This window comes from Streptomyces sp. NPDC057287, assembly GCF_042667905.1.
In the GTDB taxonomy this organism is placed as follows: Bacteria; Actinomycetota; Actinomycetes; order Streptomycetales; family Streptomycetaceae; genus Streptomyces.
In genome coordinates this window covers 70486-92393 of record NZ_JBHUYV010000004.1, presented here as the reverse complement: position 1 = coordinate 92393, position 21908 = coordinate 70486, and the positions used below count along the sequence as shown (strand labels likewise).

Genomic DNA, 21908 nt, shown 5'->3' with positions numbered 1-21908 from the left:
CACACCTCTGCCCGACCTTCGATATGTATCGACCACACGATATGTATGCTGCACTCACGACGTGCGGACCACGACGCGAGTATCCCGAGGAACGGGCGGAGTCGTCCGTGGACACCCCCGGCCGGAGACTCCGCGGGCGGCGAGTGACGGCCGCTCCCCCGCCCCGCTCCCCCCGCCCCCGGCCGCTCGCCGGACATCGGCCCGCATCCATCCCCCAGACGAATGCCGAGGAACGAGGCCCACATGACCTCCCCCCACACATCACCCGCGCCGCCCGACGGCACCCATGCGCACCAGCAGGACTTCGATCCCGAAGCGCTGCGCCTGAAGTACCGGCAGGAGCGCGACCGGCGGATACGCCCCGAAGGCAGCGCCCAGTACCTGCGCACGACCGGTGAGTTCGGCTACTACGACGCCGATCCCCATGCCGACCCGGACTTCACCCGGGAGCCCTTGCGGGACCAGGTCGACGCGGTGATCGTCGGCGGCGGGTTCGGCGGACTGATCGCAGCGGCGCGACTGCGCCAGGCGGGCGTCGAAACGATCCGTGTGATCGAGAAGGGCGGGGACTTCGGCGGTACCTGGTACTGGAACCGGTATCCGGGCATCCACTGCGACATCGACGCGTACACCTACATGCCCCTGCTCGAGGAGGTCGGCTACGTCCCGAAGTGGAAGTACGCCCCGGGCGAGGAGATCCGCGAGCACTCCCAGGCGATCGCACGGCATTTCGACCTCTACCGCGACGCCTGCTTCCAGACCGCCGTGACCGAACTGCGCTGGGACGACGGCGCGTCGGAGTGGACGGTCGGCACGGACCGGGGAGACCGCATCAGGGCCCGCTACGTGGTGGTGTCCAGCGGGACGCTCAGCCAGGCGAAGCTCCCCGGCATCCCGGGCATCGAGTCCTTCGGGGGCCACACCTTCCACACCAGCCGCTGGGACTACGACTACACCGGCGGCGACCAGACCGGCGGCCTGACCGGGCTCGCCGACAAGCGCGTGGCACTCATCGGTACGGGCGCGACCGCCATCCAGGTCGTCCCGCATCTCGGAGCCGACGCACGTCAGGTGTACGTGTTCCAGCGCACCCCGTCCTCGGTCGATGTGCGGGAGAACCGGCCCACCGACCCGGACTGGGCCGCGTCGCTCGAACCCGGCTGGCAGCGCCGCCGGATGGACAACTTCCTGAAGGTCGTCACCGGCAAACCGGTGGCCGAGGACCTGGTGGACGACGCCTGGACGAGCACCGCCCGTCTGCAGGAGAAGCTCATCCCGACCGACGCCTACACGGACGTTCCCGCCGCCGACCGTGAACGTGCCTACGAACTGGCCGACTTCCAGAAGATGAACGAGATCCGCGCCCGCGTGGACTCCGTCGTCGAGGACGGCGAGACCGCCGAGAAGCTCAAGCCGTGGTACCGCTACATGTGCAAGCGGCCCACGTTCAGCGACCACTACCTCCAGACCTTCAACCGGCCCAACGTGGCCCTGGTCGACACCGCCGACAGCCACGGCGTCGAGCGCATCACCCACAACGCGGTGGTGGTCGGCGGTGTCGAGTACGAGGTCGACTGCATCATCTTCGCGACCGGCTTCGAGGTCGGCGTCTCCGGCGTGCTGTCCGGCCGGCTGCCGGTGTACGGGCGGGACGGCGTACCCCTGCTCCAGGCCTGGAGGGAGGGCCCCAGGACCCTGCACGGGTTCTACAGCCACGGCTTCCCGAACTTCTTCCAGCTCGGGCCGCTGCAGAATGCCAGTGCCGTCAACTACGTGCACATCCTCGACGAGCAGGCCACGCACGTCGCGGAGGTCGTCGCCGAATCACGCGAGCGCGAGGCCCGGTTCGTGGAGCCGACGGTCGAGGCGCAGGACGCGTGGGTCGCAACGATCCGTCAGAAGGCAGCGAGCCTGCACGAGTTCCAGGCGGAGTGCACGCCGGGCTACTACAACAACGAGGGCAGGCCACGGGCGCGGAGCGAGTCCTTCGGTGACGGCCCGGTCGCCTTCCACGAGCTGCTCAGGGCCTGGCGCGAGGGCGACGGCATGAACGACGTCATGGCCGAGGCCAGGTGAGCGGGGTGCGCGACGGGGCCGGGCGGGCGGACACCCGTCCGAGCAGGTTCGACGCAAGCGGCCGGCGGGGCGCACACCCGTCCGCCGAGAGGCTCAACCCGGCCAACCCGCTGTGGGGGTCGAACGGCATCGCCTTCGGCCCGGACGGGCGGCTGTACGTCGCCGAGTTCCTGGGGGGCCGGATCAGCGCGGTCGATCTCGACGGGGGTGACCTCGACGTCGTCGTACCGGCGGGCGGACCCGTCCGGTCACCCGACGACCTCGCGTTCGGGGCGGACGGCTCGATGTACATCGCCGACCTGGTGCCGGGCCGTGTCTGGCGGCGCAGCCCGGGGGGCGAGTACTCCCTGGTCAGCGACGAGGTGAAGAACCCCAACGGGATCACCTGCGTCGGCGACCGGCTCTTCGTCAACGAGATGAAGCCGGGCGGCCGCCTGCTGGAGCTCTTCCCCGACGGCGGCGAACCGGCCGTGCTGACCGCGGGACTCGCCATGGGCAACGCGATGCAGCGCGGGCCGGACGGCTACCTCTACTACCCGCACATGATCAGCGAGCAGATCTGGCGCATCCCCCCGGACGGCGGTGAACCCGAGATGGTCGCGGACCAGGTGGACCGTCCGGTCGCCGTGCGCTTCGACCGCGGCGGCGTACTGCACGTCCTGTCGCTCGGGCCGGAGGGCTGGGTGACCCGGATCGACCTGCACGGCACGGGGTCACGGACGCTGGTCACGAGCGGTCTGGCCGGCCTGGACAACGCGGCGTTCGACGCGGACAACCGCATGTTCGTCTCCAGCTACGCGAGCGGCGGCATCACCGAGATGCACCCGGACGGGCGGACCCGGGTGATCGTGCCACGCGGGTTCGACGGGCCCTACGGGGTGACGGTCGACCTCGGCGGCACGGTGTACGCGGCCGACCACTACCGGGTGGCGTCACCGCCGGCGCCCCCCGGAGGGGACGGCGGCACCGACGCGGAGGCGGGCGAGCCGACCAGCCATGTCCTCGCCCCCTTCGTGCACGGCATCGCGGCGGACGGTGGACTGCTGCACCTCACCTCGCAGTTCGGGAACCTCCGGACCTACGACCCCGAGCAGGGGTCGATGCGGATCCGCCTGGAGGGACTGAACCGGCCCATGGGCATCGCGGTGGATCCGGCCGGCTCGCTCGTCGTCGCCGAGGCGGGAGGCGGCCGGGTCCTGTCCGTCGACGGGAGCGATCTGGTCACCGTGCTCGCGGAAGGGCTCGGCTGCCCGGTCGACGTGGCCTTCGACGCGGCGGGGCGGTGCTACGTCAGCGATGAGCAGGCCGGCGCCGTACTCAGGCTGGAGGCGGACGCCACGACGACCGTCGTCGCCGACGGCCTCGGCTCTCCGCAGGGACTGACGGTCGTGGGCGACGAGCTGTACACGGTGGAGACCGCGCACCGCCGCCTGCGCGCCGTCTCCCTCGTCACGGCGGAGAGCTGGACCGAGGCCGAGGACCTGCCGGTCGGCCCGTCACCGGACTCCGTCCCCCTTCCGCCGGACGCCGGACCGGCGCTGTTCGCCAACGGCCTGCCGGGACTCGTCGGCCGCTTCGCCGGGATCGCCTCCGCGCCGGACGGTTCACTCGTCCTGTCGGCCGACGGGGAGGGCACCGTGCTGCGACTGACCCCGTCGGGACCCCGGTAACGGGAGTACGGACGGCCGCTCCGCCACGACACGCCCGTGCCGCGGCGGAGCGGCCGCCTTCCCGCTCGCCTCCCTGCTGGAGGCCGGGGACCGGCGGATACCGGGCGCGACCGCCTCGCGGCTGCTCCTCCATCCGGCCGTGGCGTCCTCGGACGGCGGCAGGACGTCCCGGCCGAGCCGGACGCGGGCGAAGCAACGGCGATCCCCGGGGCCGAGCCCCGTACCCGGCCGGCCGGGCGTGACCGGCGGGGCCGGGGCTTCCAGCGGTCGGCTCCCGGGCCGTCCCCATACACTGGCCGTATGGCATGCCGCATCAGCGAGTTGGTCATCGACGCCGCCGACCCCGACCGGCTGGCCGCGTTCTGGTCCGAGGTCCTCGGCTACGTCGAGCTCGGCCGTGAGGACGACGGAAGCATCGAGATCGGTCCGCCCGGCGCAGGCTTCGGCGGCCCGCAGCCCACCCTCGTCCTCGGCTCCGGCCGCGACCCGCGGGCCGGGAAGCTCCCGCTGCACATCGACGTCAGCCCCTCCGACCGCGACCAGGACGCAGAGCTGGAGCGACTGCTCGCCCTCGGCGCCAGGCACGCCGACGTCGGCCAGACCGGCACCGAGAGCTGGCACGTCCTGGCCGACCCCGAGGGCAACGAGTTCTGCCTCCTGCGCACCCGGCTGCAGCCCCTCTGACCTCACCGGGCCGGCCGGTGCCGCACGCCGGCGTCCTGCCCTGGGTACAGTCGGGCGAACGATCACCGAGCCAGGAGGAGCACAGCCGGACATGGCGGTGGACGCCCTCGACACCCGCATCCTTCGACTGCTCATCGAGCAGCCGCGCACCAGCGTGCGCGAGTACGCCCGCCTCCTCGGCGTGGCGCGCGGCACCCTCCAGGCCCGGCTGGACCGTCTGGAGCGGGACGGGGTGATCACGGGGACGGGCCCCGCCCTCTCCCCCGCCGCGCTCGGCCACCCGGTGCTCGCCTTCGTCCACCTGGAGGTCACTCAGGGGCACCTGGACGAGGTGGGCGACGCGCTCGCGGCCGTACCGGAGATCATCGAGGCCTTCTCGACCACCGGGGGCGGCGACCTCCTGACGCGCGTGGTGGCCCGCGACAACGGTCATCTCGAGGACGTGATCCAGCAGCTGATCCAGCTCCCCGGTGTGGTCAGGACCCGGACCGAGGTGGCTCTGCGGGAGCGGGTTGCCCACCGGGTCCTGCCGCTGGTCGAGGCGGTGGGGCGAGCGGCGGGCGGTGCCGCCTGATCGCCGTCGGGCATGCTGGACGCCATGAAGACCCCGCACCCGCCGGCCCCGTCGGTCCTCTTCGATCTCGACGGCACCCTCATCGACAGCGAGCCGAACTACTACGAGGCGGGACGCAGGCTCCTCGCCCGTTACGGCGTGCGGGACTTCAGCTGGGAGAACCACACCCGCTTCATCGGGATCGGCACCCGTGAGACCCTCACCGTCCTGCGCCGGGAATACGGGATCGAGGCGCCGGTCGACGAGCTCCTGGCCGGTAAGAACGCCCTCTACCTGGAGCTCGCCGGGGCATCCACCACCGCCTTCCCCGAGATGCGCGCCCTCGTCGAGCGGCTCCACGGGGACGGGGTGCCGATGGCGGTGGCGTCGGGATCCTCCAGGGCCGCCATCGCGGCCACGCTCGCGGTCACGGGGCTCGACGCGTACCTGCCCCTGTACGTGTCCGCCGAGGAGGTGGCGCACGGCAAGCCGGAGCCCGACGTGTTCCTGGAGGCGGCGCGCCGGCTGGGTGTGGCGCCGGATTCGTGTGTGGTCCTGGAGGATGCCGTCCCCGGCGTCCGGGCCGCACACGCGGCAGGGATGCGCTGTGTCGCGATTCCCGACACCGAAGCTGCGGTGGACGGGGCGGCGTTCGGGGAGGCGGAGCTGCTCTTCCCCGGCGGACAACCTGAATTCACCGCGGCCGCTGTGCTCGACTGGCTCTCCGCAGGGTGAGAACAGGCCGCCCGGGCCCACCGACTGGCCGGATCCGGCGTTCAGTTCGCCGGCTGGGCGAGCGGAGGTCCGGGGGACGGATATCCTGATCATGCCGCGCACCCCGACGCACCGTACCGAGGCGATGAGCCCGTTCAGGTCGCCGCCGCGGCAGTCGGAACGGGCCACAATTCGAGATTGGTGTGCACAGGTGCTGGTTGCTGGACGGTACCGGCTGATATCCCCCATCGGCCGTGGCGGTATGGGTGAGGTGTGGCGTGCCACCGACGAGGTGCTGGGGCGGGCCGTCGCGGTGAAGCTGCTGCTGGGCGACCAGGCCGATGCCTCGTCGACCGCGCGCTTCCGCCTCGAGGCGCAGACGGCGGCACGCCTGAGCCACCCCCACCTGGTGGCCGTCTTCGACTTCGGTTCCTGGGAGGACCGCTTCTACCTGGTGATGGAGCTGGTCGAGGGCAGGAGTCTCGGCGATCTGCTGCAGGCCCAGGAGACGGTCCCCGCCGAGCAGGTCGCCCGGATCGCCGGCGAGGCCGCCGCCGGCCTCGCCGCGGCGCACCGGCAGGGCATCGTGCACCGCGACATCAAGCCGGGCAACCTGATGCTGGACGCCGACGGGTCGGTGAAGATCGGGGACTTCGGTATCGCCCAGTTCGTCGACGATCCCTCGACGGCGCTGACCACGGCCGGCCACATCGTCGGTACGAGCCTGTACCTGGCTCCGGAGCGGGCCCTGGGACGGACGGCCGACTCCGCGTCCGACATGTACTCCCTCGGCTGCGTCATCTACCAACTGCTTGTCGGACAGCCGCCGTTCCGCTCGGACACGGCGACCGCGACGCTCTATCAGCACGTGGACACGCCTCCGGTGCCGGTCAGGCAGCGGGGCGCGGACGTCTCCCCCGCCTTCGACTCCTATCTGCTCGGTCTGCTGGCGAAGAAGCCCGAGGACCGGCCGACCGCACAGCAGGTGTCCGACTGGTTCCGTACGGATGCCTGGCGCGGGCGGCCCGAGCCGCTGCCCCAGCACAGACCCGCAGCCCGGCGGTCCACCACTCCGGCACCTTCCGCGCCGGCTCCCGGCGCCCCGGCCGGCGGGGGCCAGTCGACGTACCGGCTGCCGCAGGCCACCGGCCGCAGACGGGCCGCTCCCGCCCCCCGGGCGTCCAGATCCGCGGCCAGGTCCGCGACCACCCGCAGGATCAGCACGGGCGAGGCCATCCGCCGCCGTCCGCGCGTGGCGAGCGCGGTGGCCGGGACGGTCGCCTTCCTGGCGGCGGTCTATCTGGGCACGGTCCTCTTCGCGCCGGACACCGGAGCCGCCGACACCCCGGATCCTGGTACCACCCCGACGGCCGGGCTCGAATCGCCCGCGCCCGCCGACCCCGCGGTGGCTCCCCCCGGGGAGGGCGACGGCGAGGACGACTGAGCCCGCGGCTCACCAGCGCGGGTGGACCTCCGCGCGGATGCGGCGGTCGTACAGGTCGCGCACGGCGTCCAGGGTGCTCTGCGGCAGCGGCGGAAGCGCCGCGGCCGCCGCGTTGGCCCTGGCCTGCTCCACGGAACGCGCACCGGGGATGACGCTCGTGACACCGGGCTGCTGGATGATCCAGCGCAGCGCGGTCTGCGCCGGGGTGGCGCCCTCGGGAGCGAGCCCGGCGAACTCGGAGGCGGCGGCCACACCGGTCGCGTAGTCGACGCCGGAGAACGTCTCGCCCTGGTCGAACGCCTCGCCGTGGCGGTTGTACGTGCGGTGGTCCTCGGCCGCGAAGACCGTGTCGGCGGTGTACTTCCCCGACAGCAGCCCGGACGCGAGCGGAACGCGCGCGACGATGCCCACTCCGGCCTCGGCCGCCGCCGGGAGGACCTCGTCGAGCGGCTTGAGGCGGAACGGGTTGAGGATGATCTGGACGCTGTCGACTCCGGGCCTGGCGATCGCCGCGAGAGCCTCGGCGCAGGTCTCGACGCTGACCGCGTAGGCCGCGATCCGCTGTTCGGCGACGAGCGTGTCGAGGGCGTCGTACACGGCGTCGGAGGAGTAGACGGCGGTCGGCGGGCAGTGCAGCTGGACGAGGTCGAGCGTGTCGACACCGAGGTTGGCTCGCGAACGGTCGTTCCAGGTGCGGAAGTTGTCCAGGACGTAGTTCTCCGGGAGCTGTTCGACGCGTCGGCCCATCTTGGTCGCGACGAAGACGTCCGCGTCCGGCCGGTCCTTGAGGTAGCGGCCGATGAGCTGTTCGCTGCGGCCGTCGCCGTACACGTCGGCGGTGTCGAAGAAGGTGACTCCCGACTCGACGGCGGCGTCCAGGACGCCGAAGGCGTCGGCCTCCCGCACCTCGCCCCAGTCCCCGCCCAGCTGCCAGGTGCCCTGTCCTACGACCGATACGTCACGGCCGGTCCTGCCGAGTGTGCGCTGCTCCATGCGGATCATGCTACGTCGGTGCGCGGGGGGCGGCGACGGTCACCGCCGCCGCCCCCCGCGCCCGTGCTCAGTCGCCGGTGGTCACACGGACGTAGTCGACCACGAGTTGCTGCGGGAGAGCGGTGCTGCCGTCGGGGTCGCCCGGCCAGTAGCCGCCGACGGCGAGGTTGAGGATGAGGAAGAACGGCTTGTCGAAGACCCAGGCGTTGCCGTTGAGGTCCGCGGGGGTGCGCCGCTGGTAGACGGTGCCGTCGACGGTCCAGGTGATGGAGTCGGGGGCCCAGTCGACGGCGAAGGTGTGGAAGTCGTCGGCGAACGCCTGCCCGCCGGGCAGGGTGTACCCCGCGCCGATGCCGCCGGAGCCGGAGTAGCCGGGGCCGTGCAGGGTTCCGTGGACGGTGCCGGGTTCGAAGCCGACGTTCTCCATGATGTCGAGCTCACCGCTGTTGGGCCAGCCGACGCTGCCTATGTCGGCGCCCAGCATCCAGAAGGCGGGCCATATGCCCTGCCCGCGCGGGATCTTCATCCGGGACTCGACATGACCGTAGGTCGCGGTGAACCTGCCGGAGGTGTTGAGGCGGGACGAGGTGTACTCGCAGGTCCCGTACCAGCACTGGTAGTTGCCGGGGTTCTCCTTGCGGGCGGTGATGACGAGGTTGCCCTGGCCGTCGAGGGCCGCGTTGTCGGTACCCGCCGTGTAGTACTGCCGTTCGTGGTTGCTGACGTTGTCGCCGGTCTCCGTCAGCCACTTGCCGCCGTCGACACCGGAGCCCGCGGCCCCGTCGAAGTTGTCCTCGAAGGCCACGGCCGCTGCCTTGGGGGCCGTGGAGGACGCAGCCGTGTGGGGGTCGGGTGCGGCCGAGGCTCCGGCGGGAAGTGCGGTCATGACCACGGAGCAGAAGAGCAGGGAGAGTGCGGTGGAGAGTGTCGCGCGTCGCCTCCTGGAGGGACGGCGCTCGGCGTGGTGGGGGGAATGCACGGTCATCACATCATTTCGGGTGGGGGGAAATGACAGTCATGCGCATGACAGATACACACGAGAGGTGAACGATTGACGCACACGCCCCGGGCGTTTCTTTCAACACTTGATTTAAGGCAGCTGCCCGAGGCGCGTCAAGGATCTGGTCCGGACCGGATGGCTCCGGATAGAAGTCGCCACGGCGGGGAACGGACAACTCATGCGCATCCGTACCGAAGCAGCCCTCGGCCTGCTGTCGGGCGACCCCGCGCACCGCGGGCGGACCTTCGGCGCCGCCGCTCCGGGCGCGCCGGACGGGATCCGGGTCTGGGAGCCGGTGACGACCCGGTGGCACCGTTCGAGCGCGGCGGCGGACGCGGCACTCGAGCGGCACACCGGCTGACCTGCCCCTTCCGCGCGGGCTCCGCGTCGGCCGCCGCCGTGCGGCGCACGGTCCACAGCGGCACAGTGGAGGGACGGACTGTGCGGGGCTCGCGGGGCCCCGACCGGGCAGCCGCCCATCGTCCGACCGCATCCCGGCGGAAGGATCAGACGTGGACAGCGAGAGCACACGGCGTTTCGTGGTGCAGATCCACGACGCCCGGCGCATGCACTTCGACTTCCGTCTGGAGGTGGACGGCGTCCTGAAGTCCTGGGCCGTGCCCCGCGGCCCCTCGGACAATCCGAGCGACAAGAGGCTCGCCGTGCCGACGGACGACCATCCCCTGGAGTACCGCGAGTTCGAAGGTGTCATCCCGCAGGACGAGCAGGGCAGCGGCACCGTGATCGTCTGGGACCAGGGCACCTACCGACCGACCAGCCACGACCTCGCGGGTTCCCCCGTACCGTTCTCCGAGTCCCTGGAGCGCGGGCACGCCACCTTCTGGCTCGACGGGGCCAAGCTGCACGGCGAGTTCGCGCTCACCCGCTTCCACATCGACGACGGGGACGGGACCCGGGGGCCGGAGGCCTGGCTGCTGATCAAGGCCAACGACCGGCAGGCGGTACACGACCGGCAGGGCACCCCGGATCCGTACCACGCCCGTTCGGCCCGCACCGGCCGCACCCTCCACCAGGTCGCCGTGGCGGAGCGGGAGAGCTCTCCCTGAGGCTCACGGCGGGGGCGGCACCCGGACGGGCCCGGTGAGCCGTTCGAGCACGTCCGTGTAGCGCGAGCGCCTGTCCGGACGGGCGTGGCCGACGGCGTGGCGCAGCGCGGGAACCGCGGCTCCGCCCATTCTCAGCAGTCCCTCGGCGGCCTCCGCGCGCACGGTCGGCCGCGCGTCGTCGAGCAGGGCCACCAGCGCCGGGACGGCGGGTTCCCAGGCCGCGCGGCTGAGTGTCCTGATCGCCATGCGCCTGATGTCCGGCTGGGGGTCGTCCAGCAGGGCGGCGGTACGGAGCAGGTGGGCCGGCCGGTCCAGCATGGTGCGCGAGGTCCGGTGGGCGTGCAGCCTCACCTTCGGCCGGGGGTGGGTCAGCAGTTCATCGATGACCTCCCGCAGGGCGGGGTCCCTGTCCGGTGCCCGGCCCGCGTGTTCCTCCACGAGGCGGGAGAGCGCCCTGCGTATCTGCTCGGGCCCTCCTGTACGGGCCAGGCGCAACAGTTCCGCGCGCCCGGGCCGGCCGGGGCCGGGGGGCTCCGTAAGGGGGCGGGAGTCCGGGCCTCCGTCCAGGAGCAGTGCTTCGGCGAGGTCGTCGCGCCCCTCGGCGCGCAGCCGGTCCCGGATCCGTCTCAGTTCCGGGGAGCCCAGCAGCGGGCGGCCGACCAGCAGGTCCAGGAGGCCCCAGGCACCCGTGTCCAGCCGGGCGCCCAGGTGGTGGGCGAGCACGTCGGCGGGCGCCGAGCGCAGGGCGTGACCGGCTTCCGTGCGGAGGGCGGCGGGACCGTCCTCCCACCATCCGAGCAGCAGGGGGATGAGGGGCACGAGGTCCCAGGGCCCGAGCTGCCGGGCGAGCCGGACCACCCTCTCGGGCAGGATCTCCCCCGACCGGAGCTCCGCGGGATCGACGGTGACCAGCGAACCTGCCGTCCCGCCCCCCGGCGGCAGGGGGATGCGTCCTCGGAGGTACGCGTCGAGGACGGCCCGTGCCGCCCCCGGTTCCGGCCGGCCCAGGAGCTGCCGGGCGGCATCGGCTCTGCGCCCGGGGTCGGGCCCGTCCAGCATCTCCAGCAGCCGTGTGCGCCGCGCGGCGGACCACGGCCGGTCACGCTCGCGTACGACTTCCGAAGCCGGACGGGCCGTCTCGGCGAGCGTCCACGGCGGCACACCGAGGGGCTGGAGGTCCGTCATCCAGTCGAGCAGAAGGGCGCGTACCCCGTCGTCGCCGGCGTCGGGGTAGGCGGCCATGAGGGCGGCGAGGCGGTGCCGGGAGTCCGGTGTGCGCCGGTCGCCGCTCCGGAACTCCTCCACCGCGCGGCGTGTGCGGAGGGCGGCGCGCAGCGCGGAGCACCAGGCCTCCACCTCGCTGTCGGGCGCGGGCGGGGCCTGCCTGCCGAACGCCTCACCGAGTACGGCGGTTTCGGCCCCCCGGTCGTCGGTGTCGAGGCGGGCCGCGGCGAGGGCCCGGTCCAGATCGTCCCTGACCGGTACGGCTCCACAGGCCCGCAGCACCCGCAGCGCGCGCACGTGCGGCGGAGGTGACATGGCACGCACGGCGTCGGCGACCTCCATCCGCCCGGTGCCGGGCAGCAGGGGGGCCACGGCCTGGAGTACGGAGAGGAGTCCGGGCCGGTTCTCCCGCTCGCCCGCGAGTCCCTCCGCGAGCACGTGGGCCGAACCGGCGAAGTGCTCCAGTTCGGCGGCCGACCACTGCCCCTGGCCCAGCCGCAGGACGAGGCCCAGCACCCGGTCCCGGGCCGCCTGTGGCACGGCCCCGGCCAGCCAGAGCCAGTCGGGCAGCATCGTGCGCAGCTCCCACAGCCGCCCGATCCGCGGAGCCTCGGGGCTCTCCGCGAGGCGCAGGGCGAGCCTGGCGCTCCAGCCGTGGTCGACGAGCGCGGCGGCCAGGAGCTCCGCGCCGGCGGCGGGCGAGGCGAGTGCGGTCACGGTGATGCCGTGCCCCGCCCACAGCTCGGCGAGGTCGGCTGTGCTTCCCGCGCCGAGGCGGATCCGGCCGTCCGCCACCAGGGCGAGCAGCTCCGGCACGAGCGGCGAATCCTGTTCGGCCAGGGCGAGCACCGTGCGGGCGGAGAGGGTGCCGTGGAGGCTCCGCAGCAACAAGGTGCGCTCGCGGGGACCCTGGCGGTGCGCGGCGGAGAGGACCGTGGCGGTACAGGCCTCGCCCAGGACAGCCCGCAGCGCGTCGACGAGCCCGGCGCGCAGCCCCGGGTTGTCGTGACGGCCGAGGGCGCGGAGGAGGCCGGGCACGGCGGCCGGTGTCCCGGCGCGCAGCAGGGCCGCCGCCGCGGTCTTCCTGATGTTCATGGTCGGGTGGTCGAGCAGGGCGGTGATCGCAGGGCAGGCCCAGCGGGCCTCCGCGTGGCCGAGGGCGAGCAGCGACTGACGTACGGTCCGGATGTCCTCGGACCGTGTCAGGGCGATCAGCGTGGCCGACAGTGCCTGCGCGTCCTCGCCCGAACCGCCTGCGGCCAGGAGCGCGATGACCTGCTTGCGCACATACGGATCGCGGTGGTGCAGCAGGCGGTGCACACGGGGACGGGCCTGTGCGGACGGCGCGCGCCGCAGGACTTCGAGGAGCACGGCCTGCTGACGGGACGACAGGCCGGGCCGTTCCAGCAGGTCCAGCACGAGCCCGGCCACCAGCGCGTCGCCCGCCTCCACGGCGTCCCGGGCGTCGAGCAGGCAGGCCGGCCTGATCCTGCGGCGTTCGTACAGCCGACCGCCCAGAGCCCGTAGGGCCGCCACGATCTCCCCGGGGACCACGGGCTCCTCGGCCCGGTCCGGCTCCGGGTGCGCGTCCGTCTCCACGGCCTCCCACGACGCCGCCAGTTCACTCACGACCCGCATCAGCAGGGCGGTGACGGCAGGCAGGGTGGCCGCGCTGCCGCGGGACGCGAGCGCACACAGTGCCGCGACCGCGTCGGCGGGAGCCGGCAGGGCCGGCTCCGGCTCGTCCGGGGCACCGAGGCCGGCCGCGACGGCCGGCGGCGGCGCGGCGGGATCGACGCGGGCCAGGAGGTGGCGCCGGAGGACAGGATCGGTGTTCAGCTGCCACAGGAGCTCGAGTGCCCGGTGGCGTACCGGGCGGAGGAAGGGGGCCGTCCCACTGCCGTCGGTCTCCGGGCCCAGGGCTTCGGTCAGAGCGGCGACCGTACGGTGTCCGCCGATGGCTTCCAGGGTGTCGAGGGCCGCCGCCGGGGCCTCGGGCAGCAGAGCGAGCACAGCCTCCTCGGCGCCCTCGTACCGGAGACGGCGGACGGCGTCGAGGAAAGGGCCGGGCAGGCGCGCGGCGGGGAGCAGGCGGGTGACGGCCGCTCCGATCGGCAGGTCTCCCGTGCCCTGGCCCGCGAGGGCCACCAGCAGGGCGAGCCTGCGGGGCATGCCCGGGTCGTCGGCCGGGGCATCCACCAGCAGGTCGAGCACCGTCCCTCGGCAGGTGTAGAGGATCGTCGCGACCGTCCGGGGATCGACCGAGTGGTCGGTCAGGGCCAGGCCGATGAGGACGGACGCCTGGGACGCGTCGGGGAAGTCCCCTCGCCGGTGGAGTCCTTGCAGACAGGTCACCAGGGGTCCGGCGAGCAGCAGCGGGTCCTGGGCGGCGACGTCCAGCAGCGCGCCGATGTCGCCGCGTCCGGCCAGGTCGCCGAGGAGCTCCAGGGCCGGACGTCGCACCGCGGGAGGAACGGCGGGGTCGGCCGCCGTCCGTTGCAGCAGTGCGCCGTGCCCGTGGCGGGCCGCGGCGGTGAGCGCGAGCGCTGCGACCGGGACCGCCCGGGCGGGGTTCAGGTACGGGGCGAAGCGGGCCGCGGGCAGGGGGTCCGCCGCCGCCCAGGGCTCTGCCAGTTCCTCCAGGGCGGCGGCCGCCGTCGCCGTGCTGTCCGGCTCCTCGTCGAGCAGCCCTGCCAGATGGGTCCGGGCGTGGCCGGGAGCCAGCAGGCCGGCGTGCAGGCCCTGCCGGATCAGCCGGACCGCCTGCGTGCGCAGGACGGGGTCACGGGTTCCCAGGAGTTCGTCCACGAGCAGGTCCGGGCGGTGGGCGCTCCGGGCGTCGATGCTCCGCACGGCCTGGTAGAGCGGTTCGCCGGGCTCCTCGTCCCGCAGCGCCATGGGGTCCGTGAGGAGTTCCGCGCGGAGCCAGGCGATCCGTACCTGCTGCGGCAGCCGGGCCGTACGCCACGCGGGCAGCCGCCGGTGCGGGAGGTGGATTCCCAGCCGCTGGTGGAGCCCGGCCAGGAGGAGTGACTCCTCCGGCGACTCCGGCACACCCGGCGGCAGCAGTCCCGCCAGCTCGGCCGCGTCACCGGGCGGCAGCAGGGGCGCGCCGGCCCACTCCGCGAGCAGGGTGAGCCCCCGGTACCTCGTGCGACGGTCCGCGTGCCCGACGAGTGCGCCGAGCTCGGGAACCGAGCAGACCTCGGCGGCCGGGCCGCGCATCGGACGGCCGGTGGAAGGCTGCTGCGGCCGGGCGTCGGGGAGCGTGGTCACCGTCGGATGGTAGGTGCGTACGGCACGGCCCGGCCACCGGGTACACCGGTGCTTACGGCACTGCCCGGCCACCGGGTACACCGGTGCCGTCAGCGGCTCGACGGGCCCACGGCCCCTACCCGGGAGGCCAGTTGATCGCGCAGCCGGGTCAGGCGGGCGATCTCCGCGTCGAGCACCGCAAGCCTCCGTGCGGCGACCCCGGGGCTCCCGGTGTCGCCGTCGCCCGAGACCGCGCAGCGCTGCGGTGGATCGTCCATCAGCAGGTCGAGCCGGTCGGCGCACCTTGCCAGGTCGTCCACGGTGAGCCCCAGGGCGAGCAGCTCGCGGATGAACCCGATCCGGGCCACATCGCGTGGGCCGTAATGCCGCTGGCCCGTTGTGCTGCGTGCCGGTGGAGGCAGCAGCCCTCGCTCCTCGTAGAACCGGAGCGCTCTCGGTGTGGTCCCGGCAGCCGCCGCGGCGTCACCGATCCGCATCCCCCACCTCCGTCACCACTGTGCCGTCCCGGTGCTACAGCTCGACCAGGACCGCGCCGAGATGGCGACCGGCCATCAACTCGTGCAACGCACGAGGGGCGTTGTCCATGCCCGCGATCCGCGCATGCGGAAAGGTGATCTCACCGGAGCGCAGCCAGTCGCCGAACTTCCGGTTCCATTCGGCGTGGACCTCGGGATGGTCGAGCCCGCTGATCCCCCGCATCGTGATCCGCTTGACCACCAGCTGGTACGTGTCGATCTCGACCGGCGCGGTCGTGCCGCCTCCCGTATCGGACAGCTGGCCCGCCAGCGTTCCGACCAGGACGAACCGGGCGCCGGGCCGGGCCGCCCGGACTGCCGCCTGCAGTTGCTCACCCCCGACCATGTCGACGAGGACATCGATTCCCCCGGGGGCGGCTTCGGCCAGCCGGGCGGAGAAGGAACCCTCCGGCCCCCTCGGCACGACGGCGTCGTACCCGAGGCCGCCGGTCATCCGGTCGGCCTTGGCGGGTGAGCCCGTGCTCCCGATCACGCGTCCGGCCCCGAGCAGCCGGGCGATCTGCCCCGCCATGGAGCCGGTCGCCCCCGCCCCGCCCGACACGAACACGGTCTCGCCCGGACGGAGTCCCGCGATCCGGGTGAGCGCCGTGTACGCCAGGGAGCCCTGGGACAGGTGTGCCGCCGGGTCGGGGAGTTCGCCTTCGCCGAGCGGGGTGCACCCCTCGGCGGGCACCACCGCGTACTCCCGCCAGCCGAGGAAGTGCGAGACCCAGGCGCCCAGGGGCGGTCCGGCGGGCCCCGGCCGGGCCACGACCTCACCGACGGCCGGTCCGAGGAGGGGGTCCCCGGGGGCGACGCCGGAGAAGGGCGCACCTTCCACTCCGCCGCCCACGAGGGTGCGCACGGCGGGGAAGACCTGGAAGTACCGGTTGCGCACCAGCACCTCGCCCGCACCGGGCCGCGGCATCGGTGTCTCCACGACGTGGAAGTGCTCGGGACGCGGCAGGCCTTCGGGGAGCGCGGCGAGCCGTACCTCGCGGGAGGCGCGGGGCAGGGCCGGGGGTGCGGTCATGGGCGGACTCCTCGTCTGCGTGCTCCGGGCCGGCCGGCCCGGAGCACGCAGACGCTAAGCCCTCACCCGTGCGTCAGGGGCAAGGGCCGGGGCGCCTCAGGCGCTCTTCGACGAGGCCAGGTGGGCGAAGACCACCACGTTGTCCTCGTAGTCCTTCTTCTTCTTGTCGTAGACACCGCCACAGGTGATCAGCCGCAGCTGGGCCGTGCCCTTGTCCGCGTACACCCGCTCGTCCGGGAAGTCGGCCTTGCTGAACGTCTCGACCGAGTCGACCTCGAAGGTGGCGACGGAGCCGTCCTCACGGGTGATGTCCACCGTGTTCCCGGCCTCGAGCGTGCTGAGCAGCAGGAACACGGCGGGGCCCGTCTTCGTGTCGACGTGCCCCGCCACGACCGAGGTGCCACGCTCCCCGGGGGTGGCGCCGTCCTTGAACCAGCCCGCCAGATTCGGGTCGTCCGCAGGCGGGGCCTCGAGCTGCCCGGAGGGTCCGACCGCGAGCGAGGTGAACGGGGCGTCGACCGCGATCGCCTTGATGGAGATCCGCTCGGGGTAGGACGGGGGCAGCTCGCGCGGACCGGTGGACTCGGAGGCGGAGGGGGCCTTTGAGGCCGGGGCCGCGGGGAGCGAGACCACCGCGGGGGCCGGCGGAACTCCCGCCGACGCGTCGAACGAGTTGTAGACGAGGAGGAAGCCCAGCCCCACCGCCGCGACGGGCCACAGCAGGGAACGGCCGAGGGCAGGGGAGGCGGGTTCTGATTCGGACGGCTGCGGGGCGGCCATGCGCATGCTGCCTTTCGCGTACGAGAGGGACGGGCGGCTGTACGGGGAAATCGGCGCGGCCACCGCCCGGGTGAGGGGCGGCGGCCACGACAGGATTCATTCAGCGGTACGGGACGCCCGTCAGACGGCCGCGGCACCCGAGGCGTTGCGGCGGCGCAGCTTGTACGCGACGGCACCCAGACCGCCGAGCATCAGCACCGAACCGGCGGCCAGGCCGCTGCCGGACAGCGCCATCGCTCCGCCACCGGTGTGGACGCCGCCCTCGGGCTTCTCGTGCTTCCAGGTCTTCTCGCCGTCCGTGCTGCCGCTGTCGGAGCCGGACTCCTTGTCCTTCTCCCAGTCATCGGCCGACACACCGGCCAGCGCACCGCCACCGGCGTGCACACCGCCCTCGGGCTTCTCGTGCTTCCACGAGTCCGGCTTCTCACGGTCGTCGTTGCTGCCGGAGCCGGACTCCTTGTCCTTCTCCCAGTCATCGGCCGACACACCGGCCAGCGCACCGCCACCGGCGTGCACACCGCCTTCCGGCTTCTCGTGCTTCCACGAGTCCGGCTTCTCACGGTCGTCGTTGCTGCTGGCGGAGGAACCGCTGTCCTTGTCCCAGTCGTCCGCCGAGGTCACGGCGTATGCGGCGGGGACGGAGACCGCGAGGACCGCCGTGACGGCGGCCGATGCGAACAGGGTGCGGGCAGAGCGCATGGATACACAGTCCTTTCGCCACCCCCGCGCTGGCCGGCTGGTTGTCGGCTCATCGGATCACGGGTGCGACGTGATCCACCGTCAGCTGAAATCCGGCGGCCCACCACTCGGGAGGGCCGCATTCGAGGGACTCCGTGGGCCCATCGTGTGACAGGGAGCCAGATGTCACCCGTTGGAGGGCACGCCACGCCGAGCGAAGGTTTGGGCGGAAACGATCATCGGTGTAAGGGCCTGCGGGGTGCTCGTAGGATCGGCGCCATGAACGACATCGCACCGGCCGGCTGCTGCTCCCCCGGCCGCGGGAGGTCTGACGGCCTGTCCGGGACCACTCCCTCCGCGTCCTCGGAGCGGGGGCCGGCGGAGAGTGCCGCCCCCTCCCCGGTCACCGGAGGCGGGACGGCCACCGGAGGTACGAAGGCCGCCGGAGGCGGAACGGTTCTCCTCCCCGGCGGAACGTTCCTCATGGGGACCGAGGACCCGGAGGGGTTCCGCGCCGACGGCGAGGGCCCGGTCCGCGAGGTGCGGGTCTCCGCCTTCCGCATCGACGCCCACGCGGTGAGCAACCGGCGCTTCGCGGAGTTCGTCTCGGCCACCGGTCACGTCACGGAGGCGGAGCGCTTCGGGTGGTCGTACGTCTTCGCCGGCTTCCTCCCGGCCGCGCTCCGGCGCGGCGCCGGGCGACCCGACGGCACCCCGTGGTGGTGCGGCGTGGAGGGCGCCCGGTGGGACGCGCCCGAAGGGCCCGGCAGCGGGATCGATGGCCGCGAGGACCACCCGGTGATCCATGCCTCGTGGAACGACGCACGCGCGTACTGCCGTTGGGCGGGGGCCCGGCTGCCGACGGAGGCCGAGTGGGAGTACGCGGCCAGGGGCGGCCTGGCGCAGGCCCGCTACCCGTGGGGCGACGAGCTGACCCCGGGAGGGGAGCACCGCTGCAACATCTGGCAGGGGCACTTCCCCACGAAGAACACCGCCGAGGACGGCTACGCGGGCACCGCACCCGTCGACGCGTACGAGCCGAACGGGTTCGGCCTGTACAACATGTCCGGCAACGTCTGGGAGTGGTGCCAGGACTGGTGGGGCACCACCCACCCCTCCGTGCGCCGCAGCGACCCGCGCGGGCCGCGCACGGGTGACACCAAGGTGATGCGGGGCGGCTCGTACCTGTGCCACCGCTCGTACTGCAACCGCTACCGGGTGGCCGCCCGCACGGGCAACACACCGGACAGCACCACAGGGAATCTCGGGTTCCGCTCCGTGCGCACGGCCTGAACCCGCCGTCATTGCGGCAACATGAATATTTTTCCGGGTCATTGACGAAAAAATCGCGCGGTCATCATGCTGGGCGCCATGCACTCACACGGTGGACCTCTCTCGCGGCTGAGGCGCGGGCACGAGGAACGCGTACTCGGCCTGCTGCGCCGGCACGGACCACAGAGCCGGGCCGAGCTCGGGCGTCAGGCCGGACTGTCGCGCACCACGCTGTACGACATAGTCGGGACCCTGGTCGCGAGCGGTGCCGTCGTGGCGGCCGCCGCCGACCCGGGCCCGCGCAGGCGCGGCCGGCCGGTGGAGCACCTCACGCTCAATCCCGCGGCCGGCCAGGCCGTCGGCATCGACTTCGCCCGCCGCGCCGTCCACGTGGCCGCCGCCAACGTGGCGCACGAGGTGATCGGTTCGGCGAGCCGGGCCCACCCGCCCGGGCTCTCCTGGGAGCGACGGGTGGAGCTGGCAGAGCGGCTGGTGGCATCGCTGGCCGGAGGCACCCTGCGCCTGTCCTCCCTCGGCACGACCGGCGCGGTCGGAGTCGGGGTCGTCGGACCGGTGCGGACGGCCGGGGGCGCGCCGGAGGAACCGCTGGCGACCCTGGCCGAGCTGCTGGGCAAGCGGTTCGGGGCTCCTGTCCTCCTGGACAACAACACCCGGCTCGCCGCCCTCGCGGAGTCCACCTGGGGGGCGGCCGCATCGAGCCAGGACGTGCTCTACCTGCGGCTCTCGCACGGAGTGGGCGGAGGACTCGTCGTGAACGGCTCGCTCCACCGGGGCGTGGACGGTCTGGCGGGCGAGCTCGGGCACATCACGGCCGATCCCGCGGGCGAGCCGTGCGAGTGCGGGGGCAGGGGGTGTCTGGAGACCATCGCGTCGATCGGGCCCGTCCTCGCCTCCTACCGCGCGCTGGGCGGCCGCGCGGACGACGTCCCGACCCTCCTGCGGGCGGTCGGGAACGGCGACCGGGCGGCGCACGAGGTCCTGCGGGCCGCGGGGATCCGGACGGGGACGGTGCTCGCCGGGGTCGTCAACGCGGTCGGTCCGGGGGTGATCGTGCTGGGCGGTGAGCTCGCCCGGGCGGGGGAGGCACTGCTCGCACCGGTGCAGGAGGCGCTCGACGCGCATGTCATGCCGCTGGCCCGCGGGCGCGTGACATTGCTGCCCTCCGGGCTCGGCGAGGCCGGCGGCGCGCTCGGCGGCGTCGCCCTCGCCCTCCATGAATCCCCTCTGCTGGCCCGCTATCCGGATGCGGGCGGCGACGACCTTCCCGAGGACGCCACATGAGTTCCACGGAGACACCCCTGAAGCGGGCCGCACCCGTGCCGGAGGCGGTGGAACGCACCCGTGAGCCGCGCCGGAAGGGCACGCGCGTCCCCGCGTTCGCCCTGAATCTGATCGCCCTCGTGGCAGGTGTCGGCCTGTGGGCCTGGCTGGCCTCGCTCGGGGTCCAGGCGCTTCCCGGCCCGGCCGCCGTGGCGGGCAGGGCGGGCGAGCTGATCGCGGACGGCACGCTGGCCGAGGACTCCCTGGCCAGCCTGCGGCGTGTCCTGACCGGCTTCGCGCTGGGCACCCTGCTCGCCGTGCCCGTGGGCTTCCTGATGGGCTGGTACCCGGTGGCGCGCGGACTGCTGGAGCCATACGTCCAGTTCTTCCGCACGGTGCCGCCCCTGGCCATGATTCCGCTGGCCATCGTGCTGCTGGGCATCGGCGAGCTCCCCAAGATCTTCGTGATCTTCCTGGCCGCGTTCCTGTCGAGCGTCGTGGCGGCGTTCCAGGGCGTCGTCGGGGTCGACCGGACACTCGTCGACGCGGCGCGGGTGCTGGGCGCGCGTGACGGGACGATCTTCCTCAAGGTGGTCGTCCCCGCATCCGCGCCGTTCATCCTCGTCGGGATGCGGATCGGACTGGGCTCCGCCTGGGGAACCCTCGTGGCCGCGGAGCTGATCGCCGCGCAGGAGGGGCTCGGCTACCAGATGCAGAAGGCCCAGCTCTACTACGACCTCCCCACCATCTTCGTCGTCCTGATCACCATCGGCCTCCTCGGTCTCCTGATGGACCGGCTGCTGCTGCTCGCCGAACGACGCCTCACCCGCTGGCAGGAGACCCGATGAACGCCAAGATCTCCTTCCGGAAGGTCTCACGGACCTTTCCCCTGAAGAAGACCACCTTCACCGCCCTGGACGAGGTGTCGCTCGACATCGGCGACGAGGAGTTCGTCACCGTCGTCGGCCCGTCCGGCTGCGGGAAGAGCACCCTGCTCAATCTGGCGGCCGGGCTCGCCATGCCGACCTCGGGCGAGGTCCTCGTCGACGGCCGGCCGGTCACGGGCCCCGGGCCCGACCGGGGGGTGATCTTCCAGCAGTACGCACTGTTCCCCTGGCTGACCGTGCGGGGCAACGTCGAGTTCGGGCTGAAGCTGGCTTCCGTGACGGCTGCCGAGCGGAAGCTGCGGGCTGAGCGCGCCATCGAACTGGTCGGGCTCGGCGACTTCGCCGACGCGCTGCCGAAGACGCTGTCCGGCGGGATGAAGCAGCGCTGCGCCATCGCCCGGGCCTACGCCGTCGATCCGCAGGTGCTGCTGATGGACGAGCCCTTCGGCGCACTGGACGCGCTGACCCGGGTCCAGATGCAGGACCAGCTCCTGGAGACGTGGAGCCAGGACCGGCGCACGGTCATGTTCATCACACACGACGTGGACGAGGCCGTGTACCTCGCCCGGCGTGTCGTGGTCATGGCCGCCAAGCCGGGCCGGATCCACTCGGTCGTACCTGTCGACCTGCCCTACCCGCGTACCGAGGCCATGCGCCTCTCCCCCGCGTTCGCCCGGATCCGCAATGCCGTGTGGACGGCCGTCTACCACCAGACCCCTGCCGCTCCGGCCGCCTGAAGCCCCACCCGATCACCCGCTCCC

At 73.0% G+C, this 21908-nt stretch carries 19 protein-coding genes; 12 read left to right on the top strand and 7 right to left on the bottom strand.

Annotated elements, in window-relative coordinates:
- The first annotated feature begins 243 nt into the window (after positions 1 to 243).
- From ACFUNE_RS09230 to ACFUNE_RS09205, 6 genes are all read left to right on the top strand, one after another.
- Positions 244 to 2076 carry a flavin-containing monooxygenase gene (locus ACFUNE_RS09230; protein WP_383564320.1) on the top strand — a complete coding sequence of 611 codons (1833 nt, stop codon included), beginning with the start codon at positions 244 to 246 and terminating at the stop codon, positions 2074 to 2076.
- A 5-nt stretch (positions 2077 to 2081) separates the two neighbouring features.
- A complete protein-coding gene (locus ACFUNE_RS09225) occupies positions 2082 to 3746 on the top strand; it encodes a hypothetical protein (RefSeq protein ID WP_383564318.1) in 1665 nt (554 codons plus the stop codon).
- Positions 3747 to 4046: 300 nt separating this feature from the next.
- Positions 4047 to 4430, top strand: coding sequence for a VOC family protein (locus ACFUNE_RS09220; protein ID WP_383564315.1), 384 nt, complete (start codon positions 4047 to 4049; stop codon positions 4428 to 4430).
- Positions 4431 to 4521: 91 nt separating this feature from the next.
- A complete protein-coding gene (locus tag ACFUNE_RS09215; RefSeq protein ID WP_383564313.1) occupies positions 4522 to 5004 on the top strand; it encodes an Lrp/AsnC family transcriptional regulator in 483 nt (160 codons plus the stop codon).
- A gap of 24 nt (positions 5005 to 5028) precedes the next feature.
- On the top strand, positions 5029 to 5718 hold the full coding sequence (locus ACFUNE_RS09210) for an HAD family hydrolase (RefSeq protein WP_383564311.1): 690 nt from the start codon (positions 5029 to 5031) through the stop codon (positions 5716 to 5718).
- A gap of 241 nt (positions 5719 to 5959) precedes the next feature.
- The gene (locus ACFUNE_RS09205; protein WP_383564309.1) at positions 5960 to 7141 is read left to right on the top strand and encodes a serine/threonine-protein kinase; all 1182 of its coding nucleotides are present in this window, start codon (positions 5960 to 5962) and stop codon (positions 7139 to 7141) included.
- Between the two features lie 9 nt (positions 7142 to 7150).
- Here the strand turns inward: ACFUNE_RS09205 and ACFUNE_RS09200 are convergent, their stop codons facing one another.
- The gene (locus ACFUNE_RS09200; RefSeq protein ID WP_383564307.1) at positions 7151 to 8143 is read right to left on the bottom strand and encodes an aldo/keto reductase; all 993 of its coding nucleotides are present in this window, start codon (positions 8141 to 8143) and stop codon (positions 7151 to 7153) included.
- Between the two features lie 58 nt (positions 8144 to 8201).
- Positions 8202 to 9119, bottom strand: a complete 918-nt coding sequence (locus tag ACFUNE_RS09195) for a family 16 glycosylhydrolase (protein WP_383564305.1) — start codon at positions 9117 to 9119, stop codon at positions 8202 to 8204.
- A 193-nt stretch (positions 9120 to 9312) separates the two neighbouring features.
- On the opposite strand from ACFUNE_RS09195, the gene ACFUNE_RS09190 reads away from it, so the two are divergent.
- Positions 9313 to 9495 carry a hypothetical protein gene (locus tag ACFUNE_RS09190; protein ID WP_383564303.1) on the top strand — a complete coding sequence of 61 codons (183 nt, stop codon included), beginning with the start codon at positions 9313 to 9315 and terminating at the stop codon, positions 9493 to 9495.
- Positions 9496 to 9646: 151 nt separating this feature from the next.
- Entirely contained in the window at positions 9647 to 10201 is a 555-nt protein-coding gene (locus tag ACFUNE_RS09185; RefSeq protein WP_383564301.1) for a DNA polymerase ligase N-terminal domain-containing protein, read from the top strand.
- Positions 10202 to 10204: 3 nt separating this feature from the next.
- On the opposite strand, the gene ACFUNE_RS09180 is transcribed toward ACFUNE_RS09185, so the two are convergent.
- The 5 genes from ACFUNE_RS09180 to ACFUNE_RS09160 all read right to left on the bottom strand — a co-directional run bounded on the left by ACFUNE_RS09180 (position 10205) and on the right by ACFUNE_RS09160 (position 17728).
- Positions 10205 to 14701: a HEAT repeat domain-containing protein gene (locus tag ACFUNE_RS09180; protein ID WP_383564299.1), complete on the bottom strand. Its 4497-nt coding sequence runs from the start codon at positions 14699 to 14701 to the stop codon at positions 10205 to 10207.
- Positions 14702 to 14790: 89 nt separating this feature from the next.
- Positions 14791 to 15177, bottom strand: coding sequence for a MerR family transcriptional regulator (locus tag ACFUNE_RS09175; RefSeq protein WP_383564297.1), 387 nt, complete (start codon positions 15175 to 15177; stop codon positions 14791 to 14793).
- Between the two features lie 34 nt (positions 15178 to 15211).
- Positions 15212 to 16249: an MDR family NADP-dependent oxidoreductase gene (locus ACFUNE_RS09170; RefSeq protein WP_383564295.1), complete on the bottom strand. Its 1038-nt coding sequence runs from the start codon at positions 16247 to 16249 to the stop codon at positions 15212 to 15214.
- Between the two features lie 96 nt (positions 16250 to 16345).
- Entirely contained in the window at positions 16346 to 17029 is a 684-nt protein-coding gene (locus ACFUNE_RS09165; RefSeq protein ID WP_383564293.1) for a class F sortase, read from the bottom strand.
- A gap of 120 nt (positions 17030 to 17149) precedes the next feature.
- Entirely contained in the window at positions 17150 to 17728 is a 579-nt protein-coding gene (locus ACFUNE_RS09160) for a hypothetical protein (protein ID WP_383564291.1), read from the bottom strand.
- A 258-nt stretch (positions 17729 to 17986) separates the two neighbouring features.
- Here ACFUNE_RS09160 and ACFUNE_RS09155 point away from each other — a divergent pair, with 258 nt between their 5' ends.
- The 4 genes from ACFUNE_RS09155 (at position 17987) to ACFUNE_RS09140 (ending at position 21884) form a co-directional block, all read left to right on the top strand.
- On the top strand, positions 17987 to 19000 hold the full coding sequence (locus tag ACFUNE_RS09155) for a formylglycine-generating enzyme family protein (RefSeq protein ID WP_383564289.1): 1014 nt from the start codon (positions 17987 to 17989) through the stop codon (positions 18998 to 19000).
- Between the two features lie 66 nt (positions 19001 to 19066).
- A complete protein-coding gene (locus ACFUNE_RS09150) occupies positions 19067 to 20281 on the top strand; it encodes an ROK family protein (protein ID WP_383564287.1) in 1215 nt (404 codons plus the stop codon).
- The gene (locus ACFUNE_RS09145) at positions 20278 to 21108 is read left to right on the top strand and encodes an ABC transporter permease (RefSeq protein ID WP_383564285.1); all 831 of its coding nucleotides are present in this window, start codon (positions 20278 to 20280) and stop codon (positions 21106 to 21108) included. Before ACFUNE_RS09150 ends, ACFUNE_RS09145 begins: the two co-directional genes overlap by 4 nt.
- Positions 21105 to 21884, top strand: coding sequence for an ABC transporter ATP-binding protein (locus ACFUNE_RS09140; RefSeq protein ID WP_383564283.1), 780 nt, complete (start codon positions 21105 to 21107; stop codon positions 21882 to 21884). Before ACFUNE_RS09145 ends, ACFUNE_RS09140 begins: the two co-directional genes overlap by 4 nt.
- Positions 21885 to 21908 lie beyond the last annotated feature (24 nt).